21 protein-coding genes are annotated in these 22487 nt (G+C 55.7%); 11 read left to right on the top strand and 10 right to left on the bottom strand.

From position 1 onward, the window contains the following. Nucleotide 1: 1 nt before the first annotated feature. Genes cheR through cheZ form a run of 4 tightly spaced genes read left to right on the top strand, consistent with a single transcriptional unit; the run spans nucleotide 2 to nucleotide 2976 of the window. Nucleotides 2–868 (top strand): protein-glutamate O-methyltransferase CheR, encoded by an 867-nt coding sequence (gene cheR, locus N5C09_RS02745; protein WP_063868450.1) that lies wholly within the window; start codon nucleotides 2–4, stop codon nucleotides 866–868. Continuing rightward, nucleotides 865–1914, top strand: a complete 1050-nt coding sequence (locus tag N5C09_RS02740; protein WP_003859716.1) for a chemotaxis response regulator protein-glutamate methylesterase — start codon at nucleotides 865–867, stop codon at nucleotides 1912–1914. Before cheR ends, N5C09_RS02740 begins: the two co-directional genes overlap by 4 nt. Nucleotides 1915–1931: 17 nt before the next feature. Next, nucleotides 1932–2321 carry a chemotaxis response regulator CheY gene (gene cheY / locus N5C09_RS02735; protein ID WP_000763862.1) on the top strand — a complete coding sequence of 130 codons (390 nt, stop codon included), beginning with the start codon at nucleotides 1932–1934 and terminating at the stop codon, nucleotides 2319–2321. 10 nt (nucleotides 2322–2331) lie between these two features. Further along, complete coding sequence (cheZ, locus tag N5C09_RS02730; RefSeq protein WP_063450128.1) at nucleotides 2332–2976, top strand: protein phosphatase CheZ; 645 nt, start codon at nucleotides 2332–2334, stop codon at nucleotides 2974–2976. Nucleotides 2977–3024: 48 nt separating this feature from the next. On the opposite strand, the gene N5C09_RS02725 is transcribed toward cheZ, so the two are convergent. The 4 genes from N5C09_RS02725 to N5C09_RS02710 all read right to left on the bottom strand — a co-directional run bounded on the left by N5C09_RS02725 (nucleotide 3025) and on the right by N5C09_RS02710 (nucleotide 8150). Beyond that, a complete protein-coding gene (locus N5C09_RS02725) occupies nucleotides 3025–4194 on the bottom strand; it encodes a fimbrial protein (protein WP_193527806.1) in 1170 nt (389 codons plus the stop codon). Further along, nucleotides 4184–6655: a fimbria/pilus outer membrane usher protein gene (locus N5C09_RS02720; protein ID WP_227415086.1), complete on the bottom strand. Its 2472-nt coding sequence runs from the start codon at nucleotides 6653–6655 to the stop codon at nucleotides 4184–4186. Before N5C09_RS02720 ends, N5C09_RS02725 begins: the two co-directional genes overlap by 11 nt. A gap of 93 nt (nucleotides 6656–6748) precedes the next feature. After that, nucleotides 6749–7441: a molecular chaperone gene (locus N5C09_RS02715; protein ID WP_193033456.1), complete on the bottom strand. Its 693-nt coding sequence runs from the start codon at nucleotides 7439–7441 to the stop codon at nucleotides 6749–6751. 133 nt (nucleotides 7442–7574) lie between these two features. Continuing rightward, nucleotides 7575–8150: a fimbrial protein gene (locus N5C09_RS02710; protein ID WP_193033455.1), complete on the bottom strand. Its 576-nt coding sequence runs from the start codon at nucleotides 8148–8150 to the stop codon at nucleotides 7575–7577. Between the two features lie 506 nt (nucleotides 8151–8656). On the opposite strand from N5C09_RS02710, the gene flhB reads away from it, so the two are divergent. The 5 genes from flhB (at nucleotide 8657) to N5C09_RS02685 (ending at nucleotide 15257) form a co-directional block, all read left to right on the top strand. Further along, nucleotides 8657–9805 carry a flagellar biosynthesis protein FlhB gene (gene flhB, locus N5C09_RS02705; RefSeq protein ID WP_064910429.1) on the top strand — a complete coding sequence of 383 codons (1149 nt, stop codon included), beginning with the start codon at nucleotides 8657–8659 and terminating at the stop codon, nucleotides 9803–9805. Continuing rightward, nucleotides 9798–11876, top strand: coding sequence for a flagellar biosynthesis protein FlhA (gene flhA / locus N5C09_RS02700; protein WP_063450124.1), 2079 nt, complete (start codon nucleotides 9798–9800; stop codon nucleotides 11874–11876). Before flhB ends, flhA begins: the two co-directional genes overlap by 8 nt. Then, on the top strand, nucleotides 11876–12268 hold the full coding sequence (locus N5C09_RS02695) for a flagellar protein FlhE (protein ID WP_279748391.1): 393 nt from the start codon (nucleotides 11876–11878) through the stop codon (nucleotides 12266–12268). The genes flhA and N5C09_RS02695 overlap by 1 nt, the downstream gene beginning before the upstream one ends. A 261-nt stretch (nucleotides 12269–12529) precedes the next feature. Continuing rightward, nucleotides 12530–14113, top strand: coding sequence for an MFS transporter (locus N5C09_RS02690; protein WP_063868457.1), 1584 nt, complete (start codon nucleotides 12530–12532; stop codon nucleotides 14111–14113). Nucleotides 14114–14117: 4 nt separating this feature from the next. Continuing rightward, nucleotides 14118–15257 (top strand): glycoside hydrolase family 105 protein, encoded by a 1140-nt coding sequence (locus tag N5C09_RS02685; RefSeq protein WP_063868555.1) that lies wholly within the window; start codon nucleotides 14118–14120, stop codon nucleotides 15255–15257. A 34-nt stretch (nucleotides 15258–15291) separates the two neighbouring features. Here the strand turns inward: N5C09_RS02685 and argS are convergent, their stop codons facing one another. Then, complete coding sequence (argS, locus tag N5C09_RS02680) at nucleotides 15292–17025, bottom strand: arginine--tRNA ligase (RefSeq protein WP_279748390.1); 1734 nt, start codon at nucleotides 17023–17025, stop codon at nucleotides 15292–15294. 237 nt (nucleotides 17026–17262) lie between these two features. Between argS and N5C09_RS02675 the strand changes: the two genes are divergently transcribed. Together N5C09_RS02675 and cutC are read left to right on the top strand one after the other, a co-directional pair. Then, nucleotides 17263–17823, top strand: a complete 561-nt coding sequence (locus N5C09_RS02675) for a VOC family protein (protein WP_063450119.1) — start codon at nucleotides 17263–17265, stop codon at nucleotides 17821–17823. A gap of 69 nt (nucleotides 17824–17892) precedes the next feature. Continuing rightward, nucleotides 17893–18636, top strand: a complete 744-nt coding sequence (gene cutC, locus N5C09_RS02670; protein ID WP_279748389.1) for a copper homeostasis protein CutC — start codon at nucleotides 17893–17895, stop codon at nucleotides 18634–18636. A 175-nt stretch (nucleotides 18637–18811) separates the two neighbouring features. Here cutC and cmoB read toward each other — a convergent pair whose 3' ends face one another. From cmoB to N5C09_RS02645, 5 genes are read right to left on the bottom strand one after another with little or no spacing between them, the layout of a single operon-like run. Next, nucleotides 18812–19783 carry a tRNA 5-methoxyuridine(34)/uridine 5-oxyacetic acid(34) synthase CmoB gene (gene cmoB / locus N5C09_RS02665; RefSeq protein ID WP_131636883.1) on the bottom strand — a complete coding sequence of 324 codons (972 nt, stop codon included), beginning with the start codon at nucleotides 19781–19783 and terminating at the stop codon, nucleotides 18812–18814. After that, nucleotides 19780–20523 (bottom strand): carboxy-S-adenosyl-L-methionine synthase CmoA, encoded by a 744-nt coding sequence (gene cmoA, locus N5C09_RS02660; protein WP_279748388.1) that lies wholly within the window; start codon nucleotides 20521–20523, stop codon nucleotides 19780–19782. The genes cmoB and cmoA overlap by 4 nt, the downstream gene beginning before the upstream one ends. Nucleotides 20524–20563: 40 nt before the next feature. Further along, nucleotides 20564–20959, bottom strand: coding sequence for an MAPEG family protein (locus N5C09_RS02655; protein ID WP_063450115.1), 396 nt, complete (start codon nucleotides 20957–20959; stop codon nucleotides 20564–20566). Between the two features lie 51 nt (nucleotides 20960–21010). Next, the gene (locus N5C09_RS02650; protein WP_204643504.1) at nucleotides 21011–21829 is read right to left on the bottom strand and encodes a DUF72 domain-containing protein; all 819 of its coding nucleotides are present in this window, start codon (nucleotides 21827–21829) and stop codon (nucleotides 21011–21013) included. Next, nucleotides 21826–22392, bottom strand: a complete 567-nt coding sequence (locus N5C09_RS02645; RefSeq protein WP_279748387.1) for a hydrolase — start codon at nucleotides 22390–22392, stop codon at nucleotides 21826–21828. The genes N5C09_RS02650 and N5C09_RS02645 overlap by 4 nt, the downstream gene beginning before the upstream one ends. Between the last annotated feature and the right edge of the window lie 95 nt (nucleotides 22393–22487).

Below are 22487 nucleotides of genomic sequence, written 5' to 3'. Positions count from 1 at the left end.
TATGACATCACCCATGCCCTCAGGGCAAACGTCATTATTGTTGCAGATGACACAGCGCCTCGCGCTGTCCGACGCGCATTTTCGTCGGATATGTCAGTTAATCTACCAGCGTGCGGGGATCGTGCTTGCTGACCATAAGCGAGACATGGTCTACAACCGGCTGGTGCGGCGCCTGCGCACGCTGGGGCTGGACGATTTTGGCCGCTATCTGAGCATGCTCGAAGCGAACCAGAACAGCGCCGAATGGCAGGCATTTATCAACTCATTAACCACCAACCTGACCGCGTTTTTCCGCGAGGCGCATCACTTCCCGGTGCTGGCGGAACACGCCCGTCGCCGTAGCGGAGAGTATCGCGTCTGGAGCGCGGCGGCCTCCACCGGTGAGGAGCCGTACTCGCTGGCCATCACCCTGGCGGACACCCTGGGCATGGCGCCGGGCCGCTGGAAAGTGTACGCCAGCGACATCGACACCGAAGTGCTGGAAAAAGCCCGCAACGGCGTTTATCGCCAGGATGAGCTGAAAACGCTGTCGCCTCAGCAGCTACAGCGTTACTTCATGCGCGGAACTGGCCCGCATGAAGGACTGGTGCGCGTACGCCAGGAGCTGGCGAACTGCGTGGAATTTGCCCCCGTTAATTTACTGGACAAGCAGTACAACGTGCCGGGGCCATTCGACGCCATTTTTTGCCGTAACGTGATGATCTATTTTGATAAAACGACGCAACAGGACATTCTGCGTCGCTTTGTTCCGTTGCTCAAGTCTGACGGTTTACTGTTTGCCGGGCACTCGGAAAACTTTAGCAACCTCGTGCGTGAGTTTAGCCTGCGTGGGCAAACGGTATATGCGCTGAGTAAGGAAAAAGCATGAGTAAAATCAGGGTATTGTCTGTCGATGATTCGGCGCTGATGCGTCAGATCATGACCGAAATCATCAATAGCCACAGCGATATGGAGATGGTGGCGACAGCGCCCGATCCGCTGGTCGCGCGGGATTTAATCAAAAAATATAACCCCGACGTGCTGACGCTCGATGTCGAAATGCCGCGCATGGATGGCATCGATTTTCTGGAAAAATTAATGCGCCTGCGACCGATGCCAGTGGTGATGGTCTCCTCCCTGACCGGGAAAGGCTCGGAGATTACCCTGCGCGCGCTGGAGCTGGGGGCGGTGGATTTTGTCACCAAGCCGCAGCTCGGCATTCGCGAGGGGATGCTGGCATACAGCGAGATGATCGCCGAGAAGATCCGCACCGCATCCCGGGCGAAGCTCGCCGCGCACAAGCCGACGGCGGCCCCGGCAACGCTGAAGGCGGGGCCATTACTCAGCTCGGAAAAACTGCTGGTGATTGGCGCGTCAACCGGAGGAACAGAGGCAATTCGCCATGTACTCCAGCCATTGCCGCTCTCAAGCCCGGGTATCCTGATTACGCAACATATGCCGCCAGGCTTTACCCGCTCGTTCGCGGAGCGCCTGAATAAGCTGTGCCAGATTAGTGTGAAAGAGGCGGAAGACGGCGAGCGCGTGCTGCCGGGACACGCGTATATCGCTCCGGGTGACAAACACATGGAGCTGGCGCGAAGCGGGGCGAACTATCAAATCAAAATTCATGACGGGCCGCCGGTTAACCGGCACCGTCCGTCGGTGGATGTGCTGTTTCATTCGGTGGCGAAACATGCGGGGCGCAACGCCGTAGGGGTGATCCTGACGGGGATGGGCAACGACGGCGCCGCCGGAATGCTTGCGATGCACCAGGCTGGCGCCTGGACCATCGCGCAGAATGAAGCAAGTTGTGTGGTGTTCGGCATGCCGCGCGAGGCCATCAATATGGGTGGCGTGAGCGAAGTGGTCGATCTTAGCCAGGTAAGCCAGCAGATGCTGGCGAAAATCAGTGCCGGACAGGCAATACGTATTTGACTCAGGAGTATTATTTTATGGCGGATAAAGAGCTTAAGTTTTTGGTTGTGGATGACTTTTCCACCATGCGTCGCATTGTGCGCAACCTGCTGAAAGAGTTGGGATTCAACAATGTTGAAGAAGCAGAAGACGGTGTGGATGCGCTGAACAAACTTCAGGCTGGCGGGTTTGGCTTTGTGATTTCCGACTGGAACATGCCAAACATGGACGGTCTCGAACTGCTGAAAACCATCCGCGCGGATGCAGGCATGGCCTCTCTGCCGGTGCTGATGGTGACCGCAGAAGCGAAAAAAGAGAACATTATTGCTGCCGCACAGGCGGGCGCAAGCGGCTACGTGGTGAAGCCTTTCACCGCGGCGACTCTGGAAGAGAAGCTCGGCAAGATCTTCGAGAAACTCGGCATGTGAGGTGGTGGTGATGATGCAACCTGCTATGAAACCCGTTGAAGAACATTCGCCGAGCGACATTATTGCCCGCATTGGTAGCCTCACGCGCATGCTGCGCGACAGCCTGCGTGAACTGGGGCTGGACCAGGCGATCGCCGAAGCGGCGGAAGCCATCCCTGACGCCCGTGACCGTCTGGACTACGTGGTGCAGATGACCGCACAGGCAGCCGAGCGCGCGCTGAACAGTGTTGAAGCTTCGCAGCCGCACCAGGACGCGATGGAGAAGGGCGCAAAAGCCTTGACCCAACGCTGGGACGCGTGGTTTGAAAACCCAATCGAGCTGGCCGACGCGCGCGAGCTGGTCACCGATACCCGCCAGTTCCTGGGTGACGTGCCGGGACACACCAGCTTCACTAACGCCCAGCTGCTCGACATTATGATGGCGCAGGATTTCCAGGATCTTACCGGCCAGGTGATCAAGCGCATGATGGATGTGATTCAGGAGATTGAGCGTCAGCTGCTGATGGTGCTGCTGGAAAACATTCCGGAACCGGCCGCCCGTCCGAAACGCGAGAACGAAAGCCTGCTCAATGGGCCACAGCTCGACGCCAGCAAGGCGGGCGTGGTGGCCAGCCAGGATCAGGTGGACGATCTGCTGGACAGCCTCGGCTTCTGATAAATGCGTTTACCCTCAGGTTGTTTGAGCAGCCTGAGGGTGTTCTGGCTAGCGTAGATCCATTTTTACCGTCACGTTACCTTCGAAGCTGCCGGGGGCAGGAGAGGCATCCTTAAGGCTGACCGGCACAGCCTGAATTTTAATGACACCATTTCCCTGTTCGTCCATTGCTACGGGAAATTCATAAGTACCGTCCAGTGCAACGTTTTGGCTGTTTTCGTCATAGACGCGTACACCCAGGTCATCTCGCTCAAGCAGTTTTGCAATGTACGGCGTACGGCTGTCCGCCACGCCCTGGTCCGCTGACAGCGTAAGCTTAATTCGATCCGTGTTACCAACGGCGTTATCGTCACAGTGATAAGCTATATCGACGCCCTTAAGGGCGTAGCCCTGCGGCGGCTGCCCTTTTTGGGTGAACTGCTTGCTGACAATGCTACCAAATTCCACCTCAATGGTGCTGCCTGCGTTGATCGTACAGCTCAGTGGCGCTGAAAGGGTACCCCCAAACCAGATATCCGAGACCTGTTCTGCCTGAGTACCGTCGCAGGTAGTACCGGAGCCGATATAAAGGCAGGCATAGTTCTGAGCAATGAGCGTGGGTGGAATCACCTCTTCACCCAGAATAGGCTTTTTAACGTGGAGCATGACCGCCACAACATTCCAGCGAAATTTACGCTTTATTGCTGCGGCTCCTGAGGGTTGGGTATCGCTGCTGCAAACGCTGGCTTCGGACTCGGGTTTCGCCAGCGAATTTTCAAGGACACTCTGCATATTTCCCCGCGACGTGGGGTATTCATTTATTGGCACCGGGGTGAGATAAGTGCCGTCCGGGGAGTTAATTGCATCGGCGTAGCCGGTAATATCCGCATCAATCTTGTCGGTCAGATAGCCATAACCATTTACGCCTGGGCTGAGCGGGCTGCCCACCAGCGTTTTTTCATACACCATGCTGGAGGAAAATAAATTGTTTGGACAGGTGCAGTTAGCCTCCATCTCTACGCCGGCACCCACCAGATGATCGGGAATATCGTAGTCGCGATTGGCCACGTTTTCACTGGAATCAAATTCATGGTCGTACGACACATTGTAGGTTTGCGGTGCGCCGAAACAGTTCTGGAGTAGGGTTACGCCAGCAGCGCTGCTGGAAGGATAATAGGCCATAACCAGCACCGTTGTGAGTGAGGCTGTTGTCGTAAGTCTCTGTAGTTTATTCAACATGCGGGTGCTCCTGCTGACAAAGCACGCTAACTGAGCGAATGCCGTTAGGGCTTTCATTTTGACGATCTGTCTGCTGTGAAAGAGAGGTGCTGCACTGCTGATCGGGGCCGTTACCCCACTTTACCGTCAGCTGCGCGGTATCCCCGATGCCTGCCAGATAAACGGTGCCGGTATCATCCACGATCCCGCTGATGACGGGAGATGCACTGGTCGCGATGGCACCAAACGGAACGCGCTGCCCGTTCGGACGCGTCAGAGTGATTAACATTCGGTAGCCAACGTGAGCATCAAAATTGGCCACTACCGCAGCATTACGGGACGGAATAACCGTGGCCGAGGTATCGCTGCTGTCTACGTTTTCCGGCAGGCTGGAGGTATCGATTCGAATTCGGTTCTCCTGATACGGAGTCAGCGACGGGATGATGGCATTCCCTTGCCAGTCAGTCTGAATGCCACGCTGGTTCTGGAAACGAACACCCGCTGCGTTGTTGGCATTAATAATGGCAAACTGATTGCCCAACGGTTGAGCAAGGGTGACACCGTGCGGGTGTGCCACAATACCGCCGCTGATCCCATAATTAAGCTGTTGAGAATGATCGGAAGAGGCGTAGTACCCGGCATTCAGGTTGGCATATTGCGAACGGTAACTGCCATATATGCTGCTGGTGTCTTCTCCATCGTGGTTAGAATGGCTTTGCTGTAGCGAGTAGCTCAGACGCTGATCATCCAGCAGGGTGCCGTTGAAACCGAGGTTTTGCCGGGTGTATCCGTGTTTGGTGTTGCTAATGTTATAGCTGCTCCACGCACGCGGTAGCCATCTGGCGAGTGGAACGCTAAAGCCAAAAGACACCATCCGGTCTGACTCTTCGCCATTCGTTTTGCTGTAGGTATACGCCAGATGATAGCTAACGCCTGCGAGAACGGTATTAAACCCGACAGAGAGGCTGCGTTCTTTTTTCGAGGTTCCCCAGTAGTCCTGCTGATAGCCGTTAAGGTACAGACTCACGCCGGAAATAGTCTGGCTAATGCTGGCCTGAATACGGTTGCGTTTGTTATAGCGGAACAGCAGGTCATCTTCGTGCCCGTCAAGCTTTTGGTTGGCGTCTGCAAAACTGTAATAACCCCGGCTGGAATAGCGATAGCTGCCGAGGGTGAAATTCGTATTGGTACTGTCAATTTTACCGGTATACAGCAAACGCCAGGACTGGCCTTTGTGCTCGCTGTCGTCGTCGAGCCGGGTATCGGCTACGGTGACGTCTGCTGAAAGTGAGCCCAGCGGGCCTAACGCTATACCCGCCCCCGTATTGGCGGCGTTATAGTCTTTTGAAAGCGTTAAGCCGCCAAACCAGGTGAGAATATTGTTGAATCCGTAGATAAAACTTCCCTGCACGAAGTCGGGTTCATTTTGATCGCTGCCGCTATCGGCGCGATAACGTCCCGCCGTGAATTCATACTTCATGTGCCCCGGACGTTGCATAACGGCGATACTGGAGTAGGGTTGCGTAAAGTGATGCTCGGTACCGTCGGCTTCTTTTACCGTTACCTCCAGATCGCCGCTGTTTGTGGTGGAGTAAAGATCGTTGATCTCAAACGCGCCCGGCGCGACGTTCTGCTGATAGATGAGGTAGCCATTCTGGCGAACCGAGACTTCCGCGTTTGAGCTGGCTATCCCTCTAATGACAGGCGCATAACCGCGCTGGCTGTAAGGCAGCATCTCTTCGTCTGAGGCGAGGTTCACCCCACGATACTGGAGACTGTCAAACACCTCACCGCGGGTGTTACTTTCCCCAGCAGTAAACTGAGCCTTAAGCGCATCAACGTCATGTTGCAGATAGGTATTTATGTTTTCCCAGTGATTATCAGTATCTGATTTGCTCCACGTGGAGTAGTTTCGCACGCGCCATCCCTCAAGGTTTGCGCCGGTGCGCAAATTCAGGTACTGGCTGGACGTTTCATTATCGTCGCTGTCTTTGTTTTGCGACCCGGAAAAGGCATAGTCGCTGAACACGACAGGAACTCCGTCATCCCAGCGTGATGGGTCGATGTAATCCCGGCCGGTCCCGCCGATCGCTGCCTGAGGGATACTCAGCTTTAGGGTCATCGTCGAGAAATCAAGCGCGGCTGAGGCCATGGGAATGTAGTTTCCCAGGGGTTTTGGCAACGTTTCGCCAGCGGGAAGTTCCAATAGTTTCGGAAAACGATCGACATTAATGCCCCACATTCGCAGCATATCAGGCGTCATTTGTGGCGCTAATGCGCCGTCGGGCGTGCTCACATACGTGATATCAGCGTCATCAAGGCGACGATCGTTGACCATCACTCTTGAAGAGTAGGTTCCGGGTAGCTGAGCGTTGGATTTCGAAAATAGCGAAAGATCGATATCCTGCTGAATCAGCATGTCCCCTTCCAGCGAAGAGGGGGAGAAGCGGTATTCGCGGGCATGTCCGGAGCAGCTCGCCATAATCAAGAGGCCACCCAGGCAACGAAGAAGTGGATTCAGTCGAAAGATACCTTCGCATCGCAAGGAATTAGGTCCTGTCATCATTGTGAGTTTTTAATCCTGCGCCAGGGTAGAAATATGTTTTTCAGAGGCGTTGCCGTAATCGGTGATACAACGCCAGCTAACACTCGTACCTGATACGTTGGCGGGAAGCGTAATATCGACGCGTGATTTTGGCCCCACCATGTCCGCGTCTTTCAGCTTCTGCGATCCAAGTGAAAGTGAGTCGAAGATGCTATAAAACGCGCCGTCGTTAATGACGGTGAGTTGCTGACCATGACGAACGAAGCGCAGATTTTTACACGTTTCGGTGGATGTTCCCGCAAGCCCGGTGGGGCGCCAGAAGAGTTTCAGGCGAGTTTTATAGATTAGTCGGAGTACATTTTTATCTTCTTCATCCGCGGCAGTGGCAGGAACGGTACGCACATTCATATAGAAAAGCGTCTCTTTGTCGCCGGGCAGAGATTTGCCGTTCCACGCGATACGCAGACTTTGCTCTTTTTGCGGATCAAGGCGAAAAAGGGGAGGCGTCACAATAAACGGCCCGCGCGTTTTACCATCACCCGTGTCTGTCCATGACTGAATTAACCAGGGGAGCGCTTTATCATTATTCTGTAAGGGCAGGGCAACTTCCTTTTTTGCGGCATCGTAAATTATGCGTGTACGGCTGATTTGTACGCCTGTAGCGTGACAATACATGCTCGTAATAACGGGAAGGCATAATAAAAATTTTATAGATGTGCGCATGGTCAAACCTTTAATAAAGGAGGTTGATAAAATGACAATAGTCCGGAATAGGATCCGAACTATTTTCTGAGCATGACTCCTTAAACGTCATGAGGCGTAAATATCTATTTGCTGAATACCAGAGAGCCGAATATTAGCGATATAGAATATTTACGGTCATATCCGCATCGGCCGGCCCGGCTGTAACGTTAGCTGCAAAAGATTTATAGCGAGCGTTGAAATCAGCTTTAATAGTGTCGGAGGATTTTGTCGCCAGCTCGATATAAACCTGTTCTTCAGCACCATCCATGGTGATGAGTTGTTCATTCCGCCCAGCCGGGCTGACGGCAATACCAATACCTGCGGCCGCAGTATCGCCTGAGGTGGTGATTTTGCTGACATTAAGTAGCGTTGTAGTGCCCGTAAGATCCGTTGGGCCAACAAACGTGAGCTGCACAGCTGGCAGACCGTCGCTTCTTAACGGACAATTTGCAAGGGTAATAGAAAACGGCGTGAGAGAGGTTTCCTTGCCGACTTCGGTGAAGTAAGACGTTGGATAGGTGCCCAGCGGAATGGTGCTATCCGTACCGTTATCGCCCTGAATGGTGCAACTTGGTTCAATAATTTCACCCGTAAAGTGAATGGTACCGGCATTCATTTCGGCAGCAAAACTGCTCATCGAAAGGGTGGCAAGCGCCAGGCCTGCGATAATATTCTTTTTGAAGTCCATCTGCTAAATTTCCTGAGTTTAAAATGTATGTCGGGCTGTTCATCTGACGTTGTGATTCAAATGACGCCGCGCAGAAGTATAACGGGTAATTTTTCGCAGGTAAGCGTTGGTCAAGATGAATATTATAAAGAGTAAAACCCTTTTACTAATTTGTAAATTAATGGAAGCCGGTTATTCAATATTCATTGTTTATTGAATTTACATACAGTTATCATTTCTGCAAACAAATAAGTCTAAAAAAAAGCAAAAAGTGAAGATGTTTGAGAGAGAGTTAGCCAGTTAGACTTATTAATTTATTTTTACTTAAAATATTTTCAATTATTAATCATCTCATAAAATGATTGACTTCATGTCAGTGAGCAATCTTTAGCCCATTTTTTCATCCCCCTTACAGTCTGTTATCTCTCAAAGAGAATAAAAAGCCCCGCTAATGCGGTTTTATCAGCCCATTGGCGCATTGACATGATGGCATGATACCCCTGAATCATTGGGCTGCGAGACCGAAAGTGGCAGAAGAGAACGACGACAAAACGGAAGCCCCCACACCCCACCGACTTGAAAAAGCCCGTGAGGATGGGCAGATCCCCCGATCCAGAGAGCTGACGTCCCTGCTGATCCTGGTGGTCGGCGTGTGCATCATCTGGTGGGGCGGGGAGATGCTCGCCCGCAGACTGGCGGGTATGCTCTCTGCTGGCTTACGTTTCGATCACAGCATGGTCAATGACCCCAATCTGATCCTCATTCAAATCATCAATCTTGTGAAAAGCGCGATGATCGCCTTGCTGCCGCTGATCGTGGGCGTGGTCATCGTGGCGCTTGTATCGCCGGTCATGCTCGGTGGCCTGGTGTTCAGCGGTAAATCGCTGCAACCGAAATTCTCTAAGCTCAACCCGCTGCCCGGTATTGCAAAAATGTTTTCCGCGCAAACGGGCGCTGAGTTGCTCAAAGCCATTCTGAAATCGCTTCTTATGGGCGGGACAGCCGGGTTTTTCCTGTGGCACTACTGGCCCGAGATGATGCGCCTGATCAGCGAATCCCCCATGACGGCGATGAAAAACGCCCTGAATCTGGTCGGATTATGCTCGCTGCTGGTAGTGCTCAGCATTATTCCGATGGTGGCGTTCGACGTTATCTTCCAGATCTTTTCCCATATCAAGAAGCTGCGAATGTCGCGTCAGGACATCCGCGATGAATATAAACAGATGGAAGGCGACCCGCACGTCAAGGGCCGTATCCGCCAGATGCAGCGTGCTGCCGCGCGTCGTCGCATGATGGAAGATGTGCCGAAAGCCGATGTGATCGTCACTAACCCGACCCACTACTCCGTCGCGCTACAGTACGACGAAAACAAAATGAGCGCGCCGAAAGTGGTGGCGAAAGGGGCCGGGCTGATTGCGCTGCGCATTCGTGAAATCGCCACGGAAAACCGCGTGCCGATCCTTGAAGCACCGCCGCTGGCCCGTGCGCTGTACCGCCACGCGGAAATTGGACAACAGATCCCGGGCCAGCTCTATGCCGCTGTCGCAGAGGTGCTGGCCTGGGTGTGGCAACTGAAACGCTGGCGTTTAGCAGGCGGTCAACGACCTGTAAAACCTGAGAACCTTCCGGTGCCTGAAGCACTGGATTTTTTGAACGAGAAGGACACTGATGGCTAATCTGGTGGCAATGTTGCGCCTGCCCGGCAACCTGAAAACAACGCAATGGCAGATCCTTGCCGGACCGATTCTGATCCTGCTAATTTTGTCGATGATGGTGCTGCCGTTACCGGCATTTATACTCGACCTGCTTTTCACCTTCAACATTGCGTTGTCCATCATGGTGCTGCTGGTGGCGATGTTTACCCAGCGCACGCTGGAGTTCGCCGCGTTTCCAACGATCCTGCTGTTCACTACGCTGCTGCGCCTTGCGCTGAACGTTGCCTCCACGCGTATCATCCTGATGGAAGGGCACACCGGCGCGGCGGCGGCGGGCAAGGTGGTAGAAGCCTTCGGTCACTTCCTGGTGGGCGGCAACTTTGCCATCGGTATCGTGGTGTTCGTCATTCTGGTGATTATCAACTTTATGGTTATCACTAAGGGTGCAGGGCGTATCGCAGAAGTGGGCGCGCGCTTCGTGCTCGACGGGATGCCGGGCAAGCAGATGGCCATCGACGCAGACCTTAATGCCGGGCTGATCGCGGAAGATGAAGCGAAAAAACGCCGTGCCGAAGTGACCCAGGAGGCCGATTTCTACGGCTCGATGGACGGTGCGAGTAAGTTTGTGCGCGGTGATGCCATCGCGGGCATTCTGATCATGGTGATTAACGTCGTCGGCGGCCTGCTCGTCGGCGTGCTGCAACACGGAATGGACATGGGCCACGCGGCGGAAAGCTATACGCTGCTGACCATCGGCGACGGTCTGGTCGCGCAGATCCCGGCGCTGGTGATCTCCACCGCGGCGGGTGTGATCGTGACTCGCGTCAGCACCGACCAGGACGTTGGCGAGCAGATGGTGGGACAGCTGTTCAGCAACCCGCGCGTTATGCTGCTCTCCGCGGCGGTGCTGGGCCTGCTCGGGCTGGTGCCGGGCATGCCAAACCTGGTGTTCCTGCTGTTTACCGCTGGACTGCTGGGGCTTGCCTGGTGGATGCGTGGCCGTGAAACCCAGCCAGCGGCAGAGCCGGCCCCGGTCAAAATGCCTGAGAACACCCAGGCGGTGGAAGCGACCTGGAACGACGTTCAGCTTGAGGATTCGCTGGGGATGGAAGTGGGGTACCGCCTGATCCCAATGGTGGATTTCCAGCAGGATGGTGAACTGCTGGGCCGTATCCGCAGCATTCGTAAAAAATTCGCCCAGGACATGGGCTTCCTGCCGCCGGTGGTTCATATCCGTGACAACATGGATCTGCCGCCCGCGCGCTACCGCATCCTGATGAAAGGGGTGGAAATCGGCAGCGGCGACGCGTACCCCGGCCGCTGGCTGGCGATTAACCCCGGCACCGCCGCAGGCACGCTGCCGGGCGAGCAGACGACCGATCCGGCCTTTGGTCTGGCCGCTATCTGGATCGAAAGCGCGCTGAAAGAGCAGGCGCAGATTCAGGGTTACACGGTCGTTGAGGCCAGTACCGTGGTGGCGACGCACCTTAACCACTTGATTGGTCAGTTCTCTGCGGAGCTGTTCGGACGTCAGGAGGCGCAGCAGCTGCTCGACCGCGTAACGCAGGAGATGCCGAAGCTGACCGAAGATTTAGTCCCGGGCGTGCTGACCTTAACCACGCTGCATAAAGTGCTGCAAAACCTGCTCGACGAGAAGGTGCCTATCCGCGATATGCGTACCATCCTCGAAACGCTGGCCGAGCATGCGCCGCTGCAAAGCGATCCGCACGAGCTGACGGCGGTAGTGCGTGTAGCGCTCGGACGCGCCATTACCCAGCAGTGGTTCCCGGGAACCGGCGAAGTGCAGGTAATTGGCCTCGACACGCCGCTTGAACGTCTGCTGCTTCAGGCCCTACAGGGCGGTGGCGGGCTGGAGCCAGGCCTGGCGGATAGATTACTGGCGCAAACTCAGGAGGCGCTGGCGCGTCAGGAGATGCTGGGCGCGCCGCCGGTGCTGCTGGTGAATCATGCGCTGCGTCCGCTGCTGTCGCGCTTCCTGCGCCGGAGCCTGAACCAGCTGGTGGTACTGTCGAACATGGAGCTGTCCGATAACCGCAATATCCGCATGACGGCGACCATCGGAGGAAAATAATGCGTAAGTGGCTGTGGATCTTACTTTTTCCGCTGGCGGCGCAGGCCGCAGGCGAGGGGGCATGGCAGGCCAGCAGTATCGGCTTAACGCTCAACCATCGGGGGGAGGCGATCTCCTCCCGTCCGCTGTCGGCCTCTGAGCCCGTTTCCGGGCAGATGACGCTGGTGGTCTGGAATTACACATTGACGGGGCCTACGCCGGCCGGATTACGGGTGCGGCTGTGCTCGCTGACCCGCTGCGCGGAAATCGAGGGGCAAAATGGCACAACCCAGGCCTTAAACGGGGTGTCTGCTCAGGAACCTTTACGCTTTATCTGGGAAGTGCCGGGCGGTGGCCGCCTGATCCCGGCGCTTAAAATTCAGCGCAACGAGGTGCTCGTCAACTACCGCTAACTGCCCGCCTTTTCGCCAGTCTTCAGGCATTTCTGAAGGCTGGCTCGCAAAATTGACCTTCCCTTTTGATGCAAAAGAAACGCTGTTTTATAAATCAGTGACACGCGTAACGACACTCTTTGCATTTTTGCCATTTGCCACCCGGTGATGGCAGAAACAGAAAGGTTTCACCAGGTCGATACTTTTACTGTAGCCGTGTAAAAACTCCCGGACGAGGTTTGCTTACAGGGAGTCTCCCAAAACTGATTAGGGTTGACGGCAATGAAAACACGAAAAATTGGACTCGCAAATTATCTTGCTTACGGGTCAGGGGACTTCCTCGGGGCGGGGACTACCGCCCTGACGGCCGCCTGGCTTTTGTATTTTTATACCACCTTCTGTGGACTCACACCGATTGAAGCAACCTTTATCTTTGCCGCCGCAAGGGTGCTGGATGCGGTTGTTAGCCCGTTAATGGGCTTCTTAACCGATAACTTTGGTACCACCTGGCTGGGTAAGCGTTTTGGCCGTCGTAAGTTCTTTATTCTGCTCGGTATTCCTTGCGTCTTCAGCTACTCGCTGATGTGGGTAGGGGACATGAGCTTCTGGTACTACCTGCTGACTTATCTGATCTTCGATATCGTCTACACCATGATCCTGGTGCCGTACGAAACGCTGGTGCCGGAGATGACGGACGATTTCAAACAGAAAACCAAATTCTCCGGGGCGCGTATCTCCATGGCGCAGATGTCTGCCATTCTCGCCTCCTTCCTGCCGGGGATCCTGCTCACGCAATTTGGCAAAGACAACGCGATCTCTTTCTTCTATGCCAGCCTGGTCTTCTCCGTACTGTGCGCCCTGATGCTCACTTTTGTCTGGTTCTTTACCTGGGAACGTCCGCGTGAAGAGTGGTCTGAAGCGGCCCTGCGCGCCGAAGAAGAGAAGAAAAAGCTGACCCTGGGCCAGAGCCTGAACCGTCTTTTTGTCGAATTAAGTTCAACGCTGCGTATTAAGATTTTCCGCCAGCACCTGGGCATGTACCTCGGCGGCTATATTGCTCAGGACGTGTTCAACGCCGTCTTCACCTATTACGTGGTGTTTGTGCTAATGCAGGAAGCGTCGATGGCGTCCAACCTGCTGGGCACGATGGCCATCTTCCAGTTCCTCGCCGTGATCGGGATGATCCCGCTGTGCATTCGCTTCGGACCTGCACCGTCTTACCGCATGGTGGTCGTGCTGTTTGGCCTGGCTTCGCTCTCTTACGCGGTGCTTTACTACGCGGGCCTGAGCGACGTATACGCTCTGCTGTTGCTGATCTCTGCAATTGCCGGTCTTGGCCGCGGCGGTATCAACTATGTACCGTGGAATACCTACACCTACATTGCTGACGTGGACGAAGTGATCACCGGTCAGCGTCGCGAAGGGATCTTCGCGGGCATCATGACGTTGACCCGTAAAGCGTCTCAGGCCGGCGCGGTGATGCTGGTGGGTATCGTGATGCAGATGTCCGGCTTTGTCAGCGGTCAGAAAGTACAGCCTGCGGAAGTGAGCCATACCATTCTGATGATCCTGAGCGTGGGCACCATTCTGGTGCTGTTCTGCGGCTTCCTGGTCTCCCTGCGCTTCAGGCTCAATTTACAAACCCACAGCACCCTGCGCGAAGAGACCGCGAAAATGCGCGAGTCCGGCCATGCGATGCCGGAGGCGGCGACCCCGCAAGCGCGCGCCACCGTGGAGATGCTGGCCGGTATGCCGTATGAATCCCTGTGGGGCAACAACAATATCGGTTATCTGAATCGCAATAAGCCGGCGGCCCCTTCGCTGAAGGATCGTGCGGTACTGAATTCGACATACAACAGAGGTTAAGATGATGAAAGTTTGGCCTGTCAAACATAGCCCGCTACTGCGTCAGCCTGAGCGCTTTATCGCCAGGGATGAGCTGAAATCGCTCATTCAGAAGGTGACGCATAACCTGGTCAATATCCACGACAAAACGGGTGAGTTTTTGCTGCGGCTGGACGACGGGCGCGTGATCGACACCAAAGGCTGGGCCGGATGGGAGTGGACGCACGGCGTCGGTTTGTACGGTATCTGGCAGTATTACTGCCAGACCGGTGATGAAGGCATGCGCGAGATTATCGACAGCTGGTTTGCTGACCGTTTCGCAGAAGGCGCAACCACCAAAAACGTGAACACCATGTCGCCGTTCCTGACGCTGGCGTACCGCTACGAAGAGACCAAAAACCCGGCCTGGCTACCGTGGCTGGAAAGCTGGGCAGAGTGGGCGATGAATGAGATGCCGCGCACCGAACATGGGGGTATGCAGCACATCACGCTGGCAGAAGAGAACCATCAGCAGATGTGGGACGACACGCTGATGATGACGGTACTGCCGCTGGCGAAAATCGGCAGGCTGCTGAACAAGCCGGAGTACGTAGAGGAGGCGATCTATCAGTTCCTGCTCCACGTGCAGAACCTGATGGACCGGGAGACGGGGCTGTGGTTCCACGGCTGGAATTACGAAGGTAATCACAACTTTGCCCGGGCCCGCTGGGCGCGCGGCAACAGCTGGCTGACTATCGTGATCCCGGACTTCCTTGAGCTGGTGGATCTGCCGGAAAACAACGCCGTTCGTCGCTATCTGGTGCAGGTGCTGAATGCGCAGATCGCCGCGCTGGCAAAATGTCAGGACGAGAGCGGGTTGTGGCATACGCTGCTTGACGATCCTGATTCTTATCTGGAGGCGTCGGCCACGGCAGGGTTTGCCTACGGTATCCTGAAGGCCGTGCGCAAGCGTTATGTCGGCGCAGAGTACGCTGAGGTGGCGGAGAAAGCGATTCGCGGTATTGTGCAAAATATCTCGCCGGAAGGGGAGCTGCTGCAAACCTCGTTCGGGACGGGAATGGGAAGCGATCTCGATTTTTATCGTCAAATACCGCTGACGTCGATGCCGTATGGCCAGGCAATGGCGATTCTGTGCCTGACGGAGTATTTGCGCAAATATTTCTGATAATAAAAAACCCGGCGACCGCCGGGTTTCTTTTTTACATACGTTCTACGGTTTCGATACCCAGGGTCTCCAGACCCAGCTTCAGGGTTTTCGCCGTCAACTGCGCCAGCTTCAGGCGGCTGTTACGCACCGCTTCGCTCTCGGCAGAGAGGATAGGGCAGTGTTCGTAGAAGCCAGAGAACAGACCGGCCAGATCGTACAGGTAAGCACACATAACGTGCGGCGTACCGTCACGGGCGACCACGGAGAGCGTCTCTTCGAACTGAAGCAGGCGCGTGGCCAGCTGTGCTTCCCGGTCTTCGGTAATGGTCACCGGGGCGTTCGCCAGCACGCTTTCGTCGATATTCGCTTTACGGAAGACGGAGAGCACGCGGGTGTAGGCATACTGCATGTAAGGCGCCGTGTTGCCTTCAAATGCCAGCATGTTGTCCCAGTCGAAGATATAGTCGGTGGTACGGTTCTTGGAGAGATCCGCGTATTTCACCGCACCGATACCCACGGCGTTAGCCAGTTTTTCCAGCTCGTCAGCAGGCATATCCGGATTCTTCTCGGCCACCAGGCGACGCGCGCGTTCCAGTGCTTCATCCAGCAGATCGGAAAGCTTCACGGTGCCGCCCGCACGGGTTTTGAACGGCTTACCGTCTTTACCCAGCATCATGCCGAACATGTGGTGTTCCAGCGGCACGCAATCCGGTACGTAGCCCGCTTTACGCACGATCGTCCACGCCTGCATCAGGTGCTGGTGCTGACGGGAGTCGATGTAATACAGCACGCGGTCCGCATGCAGGGTTTCATAGCGGTATTTCGCACAGGCGATATCGGTGGTGGTGTACAGATAGCCGCCATCCTTTTTCTGGATGATGACGCCCATCGGTTCGCCTTCCTTGTTTTTGTACTCATCAAGGAATACCACCGTTGCGCCTTCGCTTTCCACCGCCAGATGTTTGGCTTTCAGGTCCGCCACAATGCCTGGCAGCATCGGGTTATACAGGCTTTCACCCATCACGTCGTCGCGGGTCAGGGTCACGTTCAGACGGTTATAGGTGAGCTGGTTCTGGGACATAGTGATGTCCACCAGCTTGCGCCACATCTCGAGGAAGTACGGGTCGCCCCCCTGGAGTTTCACCACGTAGCTGCGCGCGCGCTCGGCGAAGGCTTCGTCTTCGTCATAGTGTTTTTTGGCTTCACGGTAGAACCCTTCCAGGTCCGCCAGCGCCATTTCGCCCGCATTTTCCTGCTGCTGTTTTTCCAGATACGCGATCAGCATGCCGAACTGAGTGCCCCAGTCGCCTACGTGGTTAGCGCGGATCACCCTGTGCCCCAGGAATTCCAGGGTACGTACGGCGGCATCACCAATGATGGTGGAGCGCAGGTGGCCGACGTGCATCTCTTTCGCCACGTTTGGCGCAGAGTAGTCAACCACCACGGTCTGCGGCTCTGGCTGAGTCACGCCCAGACGGTCAGACTTCAGCGCCGCGTCAACGTGGCTTGCCAGGAACGCTGGCTCAAGGAAAATGTTGATAAAGCCCGGACCGGCGATTTCGGTTTTGCTGGCGATGCCGGTGAGATCCAGATGCGTCAGTACCTGCTCAGCGAGCTGTCGCGGCGGCATGCCCAGTTTTTTAGCCACTGCCATCACGCCATTAGCCTGATAGTCGCCAAACTGTACTTTTGCTGACTGACGAACCTGTGGTTCGCAATCCGCAGGCGCGCCTGCGGCAATCAGTGCCTGACTGACTTTTTCTGAGAGAAGAGCCTGAATATTCACCTGGATACCTTACATTTTTGATGCGGGTAAAAACGCCCGCGCCAGTTTAAGAATTTAGGGCCGGAGTATACTGCAAATGCCTTCGGGCGTCAGCCCTGCCGGGGCCGAAGATTGTTCAGAATCCAGGCGAAGACGGTATGCATAAACATGCAGTCGAAAAAACCGTGATTCTGCGGTTGGTCGAATGGGGGCAACAGAGTAAATTAGCGGCTTTGCGACACGAGACGAGACTGACCTATGGCGAACTGGCACACCCTTGACGAACTGCATGATATTTCCGCAGATTTACCGCGCTTCACCCAGGCGTTCACAGAACTTGCCACCCGTCTCGGGCTGGATATCGCGCCGCTTGACGCCGATCACATTGCTTTGCGCTGCCACCAGAACGCCACCGCCGAACGCTGGCGGCGTGGCTTTGAGCAGTGCGGTGAACTGCTCTCAGAGAATATCATTAACGGCCGCCCGATTTGCCTGTTCAAACTTCACGAGCCGGTAAGCGTCGCCCACTGGCAATTCACCGTTGTTGAACTGCCCTGGCCGGGAGAAAAACGCTATCCGCACGAAGGCTGGGAGCATATCGAAATTGTTCTGCCGGGGGAGCCAGAGACGCTGAACGCGCGTGCGCTGGCGCTGCTCTCTGACGAGGGCTTAAGCCAGCCGGGTATTTTTGTGAAAAGCAGCTCACCAAAAGGGGAGCGCGAACGTTTACCAAACCCTACGCTTGCCGTTACGGACGGGAAAGTGACGGTGAAATTCCATCCCTGGACTATCGAGCAGATCGTCGCCAGCGAAGCGTGAGCGTTGATCCAGACAGGAATCGGGCAACGTGCCACGATGGTGCGTTGAGCGACATTTAAGGAGAGAGATATGGCGCTGCTGGAAATTTGTTGTTACAGCGTGGAGTGTGCCGTTACTGCGCAACGGCAGGGGGCCGATCGCATCGAGCTTTGCGCGGCACCGAAAGAGGGTGGATTAACCCCGTCCTCTGGCGTGCTGAAATCAGCGCGTGAGGCCATCACCATTCCGGTGCACCCGATTATTCGCCCGCGCGGGGGTGATTTTTGTTATACGGCGGGTGAGTTTAGCGCCATGCTTGAGGATATTGCCCTCGTCCGTGATTCAGGTTTCCCGGGGCTGGTAACCGGCGTGCTGGATGAAGACGGCAACGTCGATCTTCCGCGCATGCGCCAGGTTATGCGCGTTGCCCAGGGAATGGCGGTCACTTTTCATCGTGCGTTCGATATGTGTAAAGATCCGATGCAAGCCTTTGATACGTTGGCAGAACTGGGCGTGGCACGCGTTCTGACGTCAGGCCAGCAGTCCTCGGCTGAAAAAGGACTGAAATTAATTACGGAACTAAAAGCACATTCCGGTGTTCCAATAATCATGGCGGGCGCGGGAGTACGCGCCAGCAATCTGGAACTGTTTTTAAACGCAGGGGTGGAAGAGCTGCACAGCTCGGCGGGTAAATGGATATCTTCGCCCATGCGTTATCGCAATACAGGGTTGTCAATGTCGACGGATGCTGAAGCGGATGAGTACTCGCGCTACGGTGTGGATGGAGAGTCGGTTGCGGTAATGAAATCGCTGATTGAACGTCATCACGTGTAGCAACGTACCGATTTTTACCGCGCATCATGTCGCCCAATATGATGCTTGCTTGTACCAGGCCCCTGCAATTTCAACAGGGGCCTTTTTTTGTCCTGTGCCCGGTGGCGCTGCGCTGACCGGGCCTACAAAAGTGAGAGCAGGCCGGGTAAGGCGTAGCCGCCACCCGGCTAAAAGATTACGGCTTGGTCGCAATCAGCACCGCACGCATCGGGGCCGGATAACCTTCGATGGTTTTACTGTGATCGTCCGGGTCGAGGAACTGCTCCAGCGATTCGGTGATCATCCAGTCGGTGCGGCGCTGCTCCTCAATCGACGTCACGCACACATCGGCGATGCGCACATCGATAAAGCCACATTTCTCCAGCCAGTTCTTCAGCGCCAGCGCGGAAGGGATGAAGTAAACGTTGCGCATCTGCGCGTAGCGGTCGCCCGGCACCAGAACCGCATGCTCATCGCCTTCGATAACCAGCGTTTCCAGCACCAGCTCGCCGCCGCTGACCAGCTGATCTTTCAGCTGCCACAGATGCTCCAGCGGGGAACGACGATGGTACAGCACGCCCATGGAGAATACGGTGTCAAAGGCTTTCAGGGCCGGAAGTTGCTCGATGCCCAGCGGCAGCAGGTGCGCGCGCTGGTCGTTGCCGAGCAGCTTTCGCACGGCTTCAAACTGGCACAGGAACAGCTGCATCGGATCGATACCCACCGCCAGATGCGCCCCCGCGCCGATCATGCGCCACATGTGATAGCCGCTGCCGCAGCCCACGTCCAGAATGGTGCGCCCGCTCAGGTCGGACAGGTGAGGCAGAACGCGATCCCACTTCCAGTCGGAACGCCACTCGGTGTTGATGTTCACGCCGTACAGCGAGAATGGCCCTTTGCGCCACGGCATCAGGTTACGCATCAGCGTTTCGATACGGTTAATCTGCCCGGCCGGGAGCGGCGCTTCGCTTTCTGCCGTCACGCTGTGCAGTAAATCCAGACGATGAGGCGTCAGTTCAGGCAGAAACTCCACGGCGTTTGACCACTGCTTCAGCAGGCCATGCTGCTGATCGCGCTGCCAGGTGGCAATTTGCGCAGGCAGGGTCTCCAGCCAGTGGGAGAGGTGGTTTTTGGCAATCAGCTGATAGAAATTACCGAACTCGATCATGTTGCGTCTCCGGCCTTCAGCGCTACCAGAGAGCCAAAGTTAAAGCACTGGAACCACAGTTCGCTGTGTTCGAATCCGGCTTTGTGCAGGCGCGCTTTGTGAGTTTCCACGGAGTCCGTCAGCATCACGTTCTCCAGCATGCTGCGCTTCTGGCTGATCTCCAGCTCGCTGTAACCGTTAGCACGCTTGAAATCGTGGTGCATGTTAAACAGCAGCTCGCCCACGCTGGCGTCTTCAAAACTGAATTTCTCGGAAAGCACCAGCGCGCCGCCAGGGTTGAGGCCTTGATAAATTTTATCCAGCAGCAGCTGACGATCGTCCGGCACCAGGAACTGCAAGGTAAAATTCAGTACCACCATCGAGGCGTTCTGAATGTCGATATCGCGGATATCGCCTTCTACTACCTCCACTGGCGTAGGGGCTTTATACGCGTCAATGTGTCGACGGCAGCGTTCAACCATAGCCGGAGAGTTATCGACGGCTACGATCTTGCAGCCTTCCTGATGAACGTTACGGCGGATGGACAACGTTGCCGCACCCAGCGAGCAGCCCAGGTCATAAACCTGCGTGCCGGGTTGAACGAAGCGTTCAGCCAGCATGCCGATCATGGAAATAATATTGGAATAACCGGGAACAGAGCGCTGGATCATATCCGGGAAGACTTCGGCTACCCGTTCATCAAAGGTCCAGTCGCCCAGGCTGGCGATAGGCGCGGAAAAAAGCGTGTCGCGATCTGACATAACGTAAAAATCCGGGAAAAATAAAGGGGCATATTGTGCGCTAACGGAAGGAGAAAACCAACTCCCACGGCATATACCAAAGGTTAGCCAGCACCATCAGCAAAAGCGAGCACCAGGTCGCGCTCATGCCGGAACGACGCCAGCGTATAAGGCGTTGGTGAAAACCGTAATAATGCATTAAGCGTCCGGCAATCAGCAGCAGCCCGCAGACGTGCACCATCCAGGTTTCTGCGCCATCCATTTCCATTAACAGCAGTAAAATTAACGCGACGGGGATGTACTCGACCGCGTTGCCGTGGATGCGGATTGCGCTTTGCAGCTCAGAAAAGCCCCCGTCACCGTAGGAGACGCGGTACTGCATTCTCAGGCGCACAACATCAAATGAAAATTTAATCAGCAGTAATGCACCTAACACCGCATACAGCGCGCTGACCATACTAACTCCCTGTTTTTGGCAGATGGCACGTCTCTATGATAGGGGGTGATGTCAGAAAAGAGAAGATTGTTGTGGGATGGAGGGGGCGGGGCCAACCGACGGAACCGCATGCTGCAAGGCCTGCCAGAGAGCATCGACCAGTTCAGGCGCCTGGGCAATATCCGGCGTATGTAAAAACAGGTACGGAGTGGTGGTCTGCTCCCATTTCGCGAGCGTTTGCAGCCAGACGGCGAACATCGCCTGGTTTTGCTGCATGTTATCGCTGCCGATAAACCGCACCATCGGGTTTTTGGCCGTCACGATCGCGTGGACGGGCACTTTCGGTTTTTTGCGCTGGGCATCAACAATGGCTTCGCTGTGCGGGATTGCGCTGTGCACGGGCCGGCTGTCGAGGATCGCCCGGTTGACAGAGCGATCTAACAGACCGCGATTCAACGCTTTTTCAGCCTCGCCTTTGGCAAAGAATTCCGGATGCCTCACTTCCACGCCGTAGGTAAAGTCATGCGGCAACGCATCGAGAAACTGCCAGAGAGCAGGCAGGTCGCGCGGGCCAAACGTGGCGGGAAGCTGGAGCCAGTACTGTCCAATCCGGTTGGCCAGAGGCGACATCCGGGTGAAAAACTCGTGGGTTAAATCATCGCAGTTGCGCAGCGCGGCGTTGTGGGAGATGGTTGCCGGGAATTTAAAGCAAAAGCGAAAGTCGTCGGTGGTTTGCTCGCGCCAGCGTTCGACGATCTCCGCGCGGGGCAGGGCGTACAGCGTGGTATTGCCCTCCACGCAGTTAAAGTGTCGGGCATACTCTTCAAGGCTGGTAATACCCAGGCGCACCCATTTCGGGTGCGACCACTGGGGCAGGCCCACGTACATCATAGCGCGCTCAGGATCTCATCCGTGCTGCGCACGCGACCGATACGCGGGAAGATGTGGGTCATGCTGCCCTGATGCTGGTCCGCAGAGGCTGCGCTGCACGCGTCTTCCGCGATGACCAGGTTAAAGCCCAGCTCCCAGGCGTTACGGGCGGTGGATTCCACACCGATGTTGGTGGAGATCCCGCACAGAATGATCGTGTCGATTCCGCGACGGCGCAGCTGAAGCTCCAGATCGGTGCCGTAGAAGGCGCCCCACTGGCGTTTGGTGACTTCAATATCGCTGTCGCGTTTACCGAGCGAGATCGGATACGTCCACCAGTTGTCCGGCAGCGCCTGCGCCGGGACCTGAGCATCAACCGGCTGTTTCAACGCTTCGGCAAAATCAGCGGACCAGCCGACGCGCACCATGACCACCGGCGCACCGCTGGCGCGGCATTTTTCCGCCAGACGCGCAGCGCGGCTTACGACATCGTCAGCGGTGTGCGGACCCCCGGCAAAAGGCAGGATCCCTTCCTGTAAATCAATGACCACAAGGGCGGTTTTGGTGGCATCAAGCGTCAACATTGTTACTCCAGTCAAATCAGTTGCTTTTCTACACCTTACGACGGTATGGCCTGTTATCGGTCGGATAATTTTGTTAATTTTTGTGAGAATAGGCA

Source organism: Enterobacter sp. GD03975 (assembly GCF_029838645.1).
In the GTDB taxonomy this organism is placed as follows: Bacteria; Pseudomonadota; Gammaproteobacteria; order Enterobacterales; family Enterobacteriaceae; genus Enterobacter; species Enterobacter quasihormaechei.
This window is presented reverse-complemented; position numbering and strand designations above follow the sequence as displayed.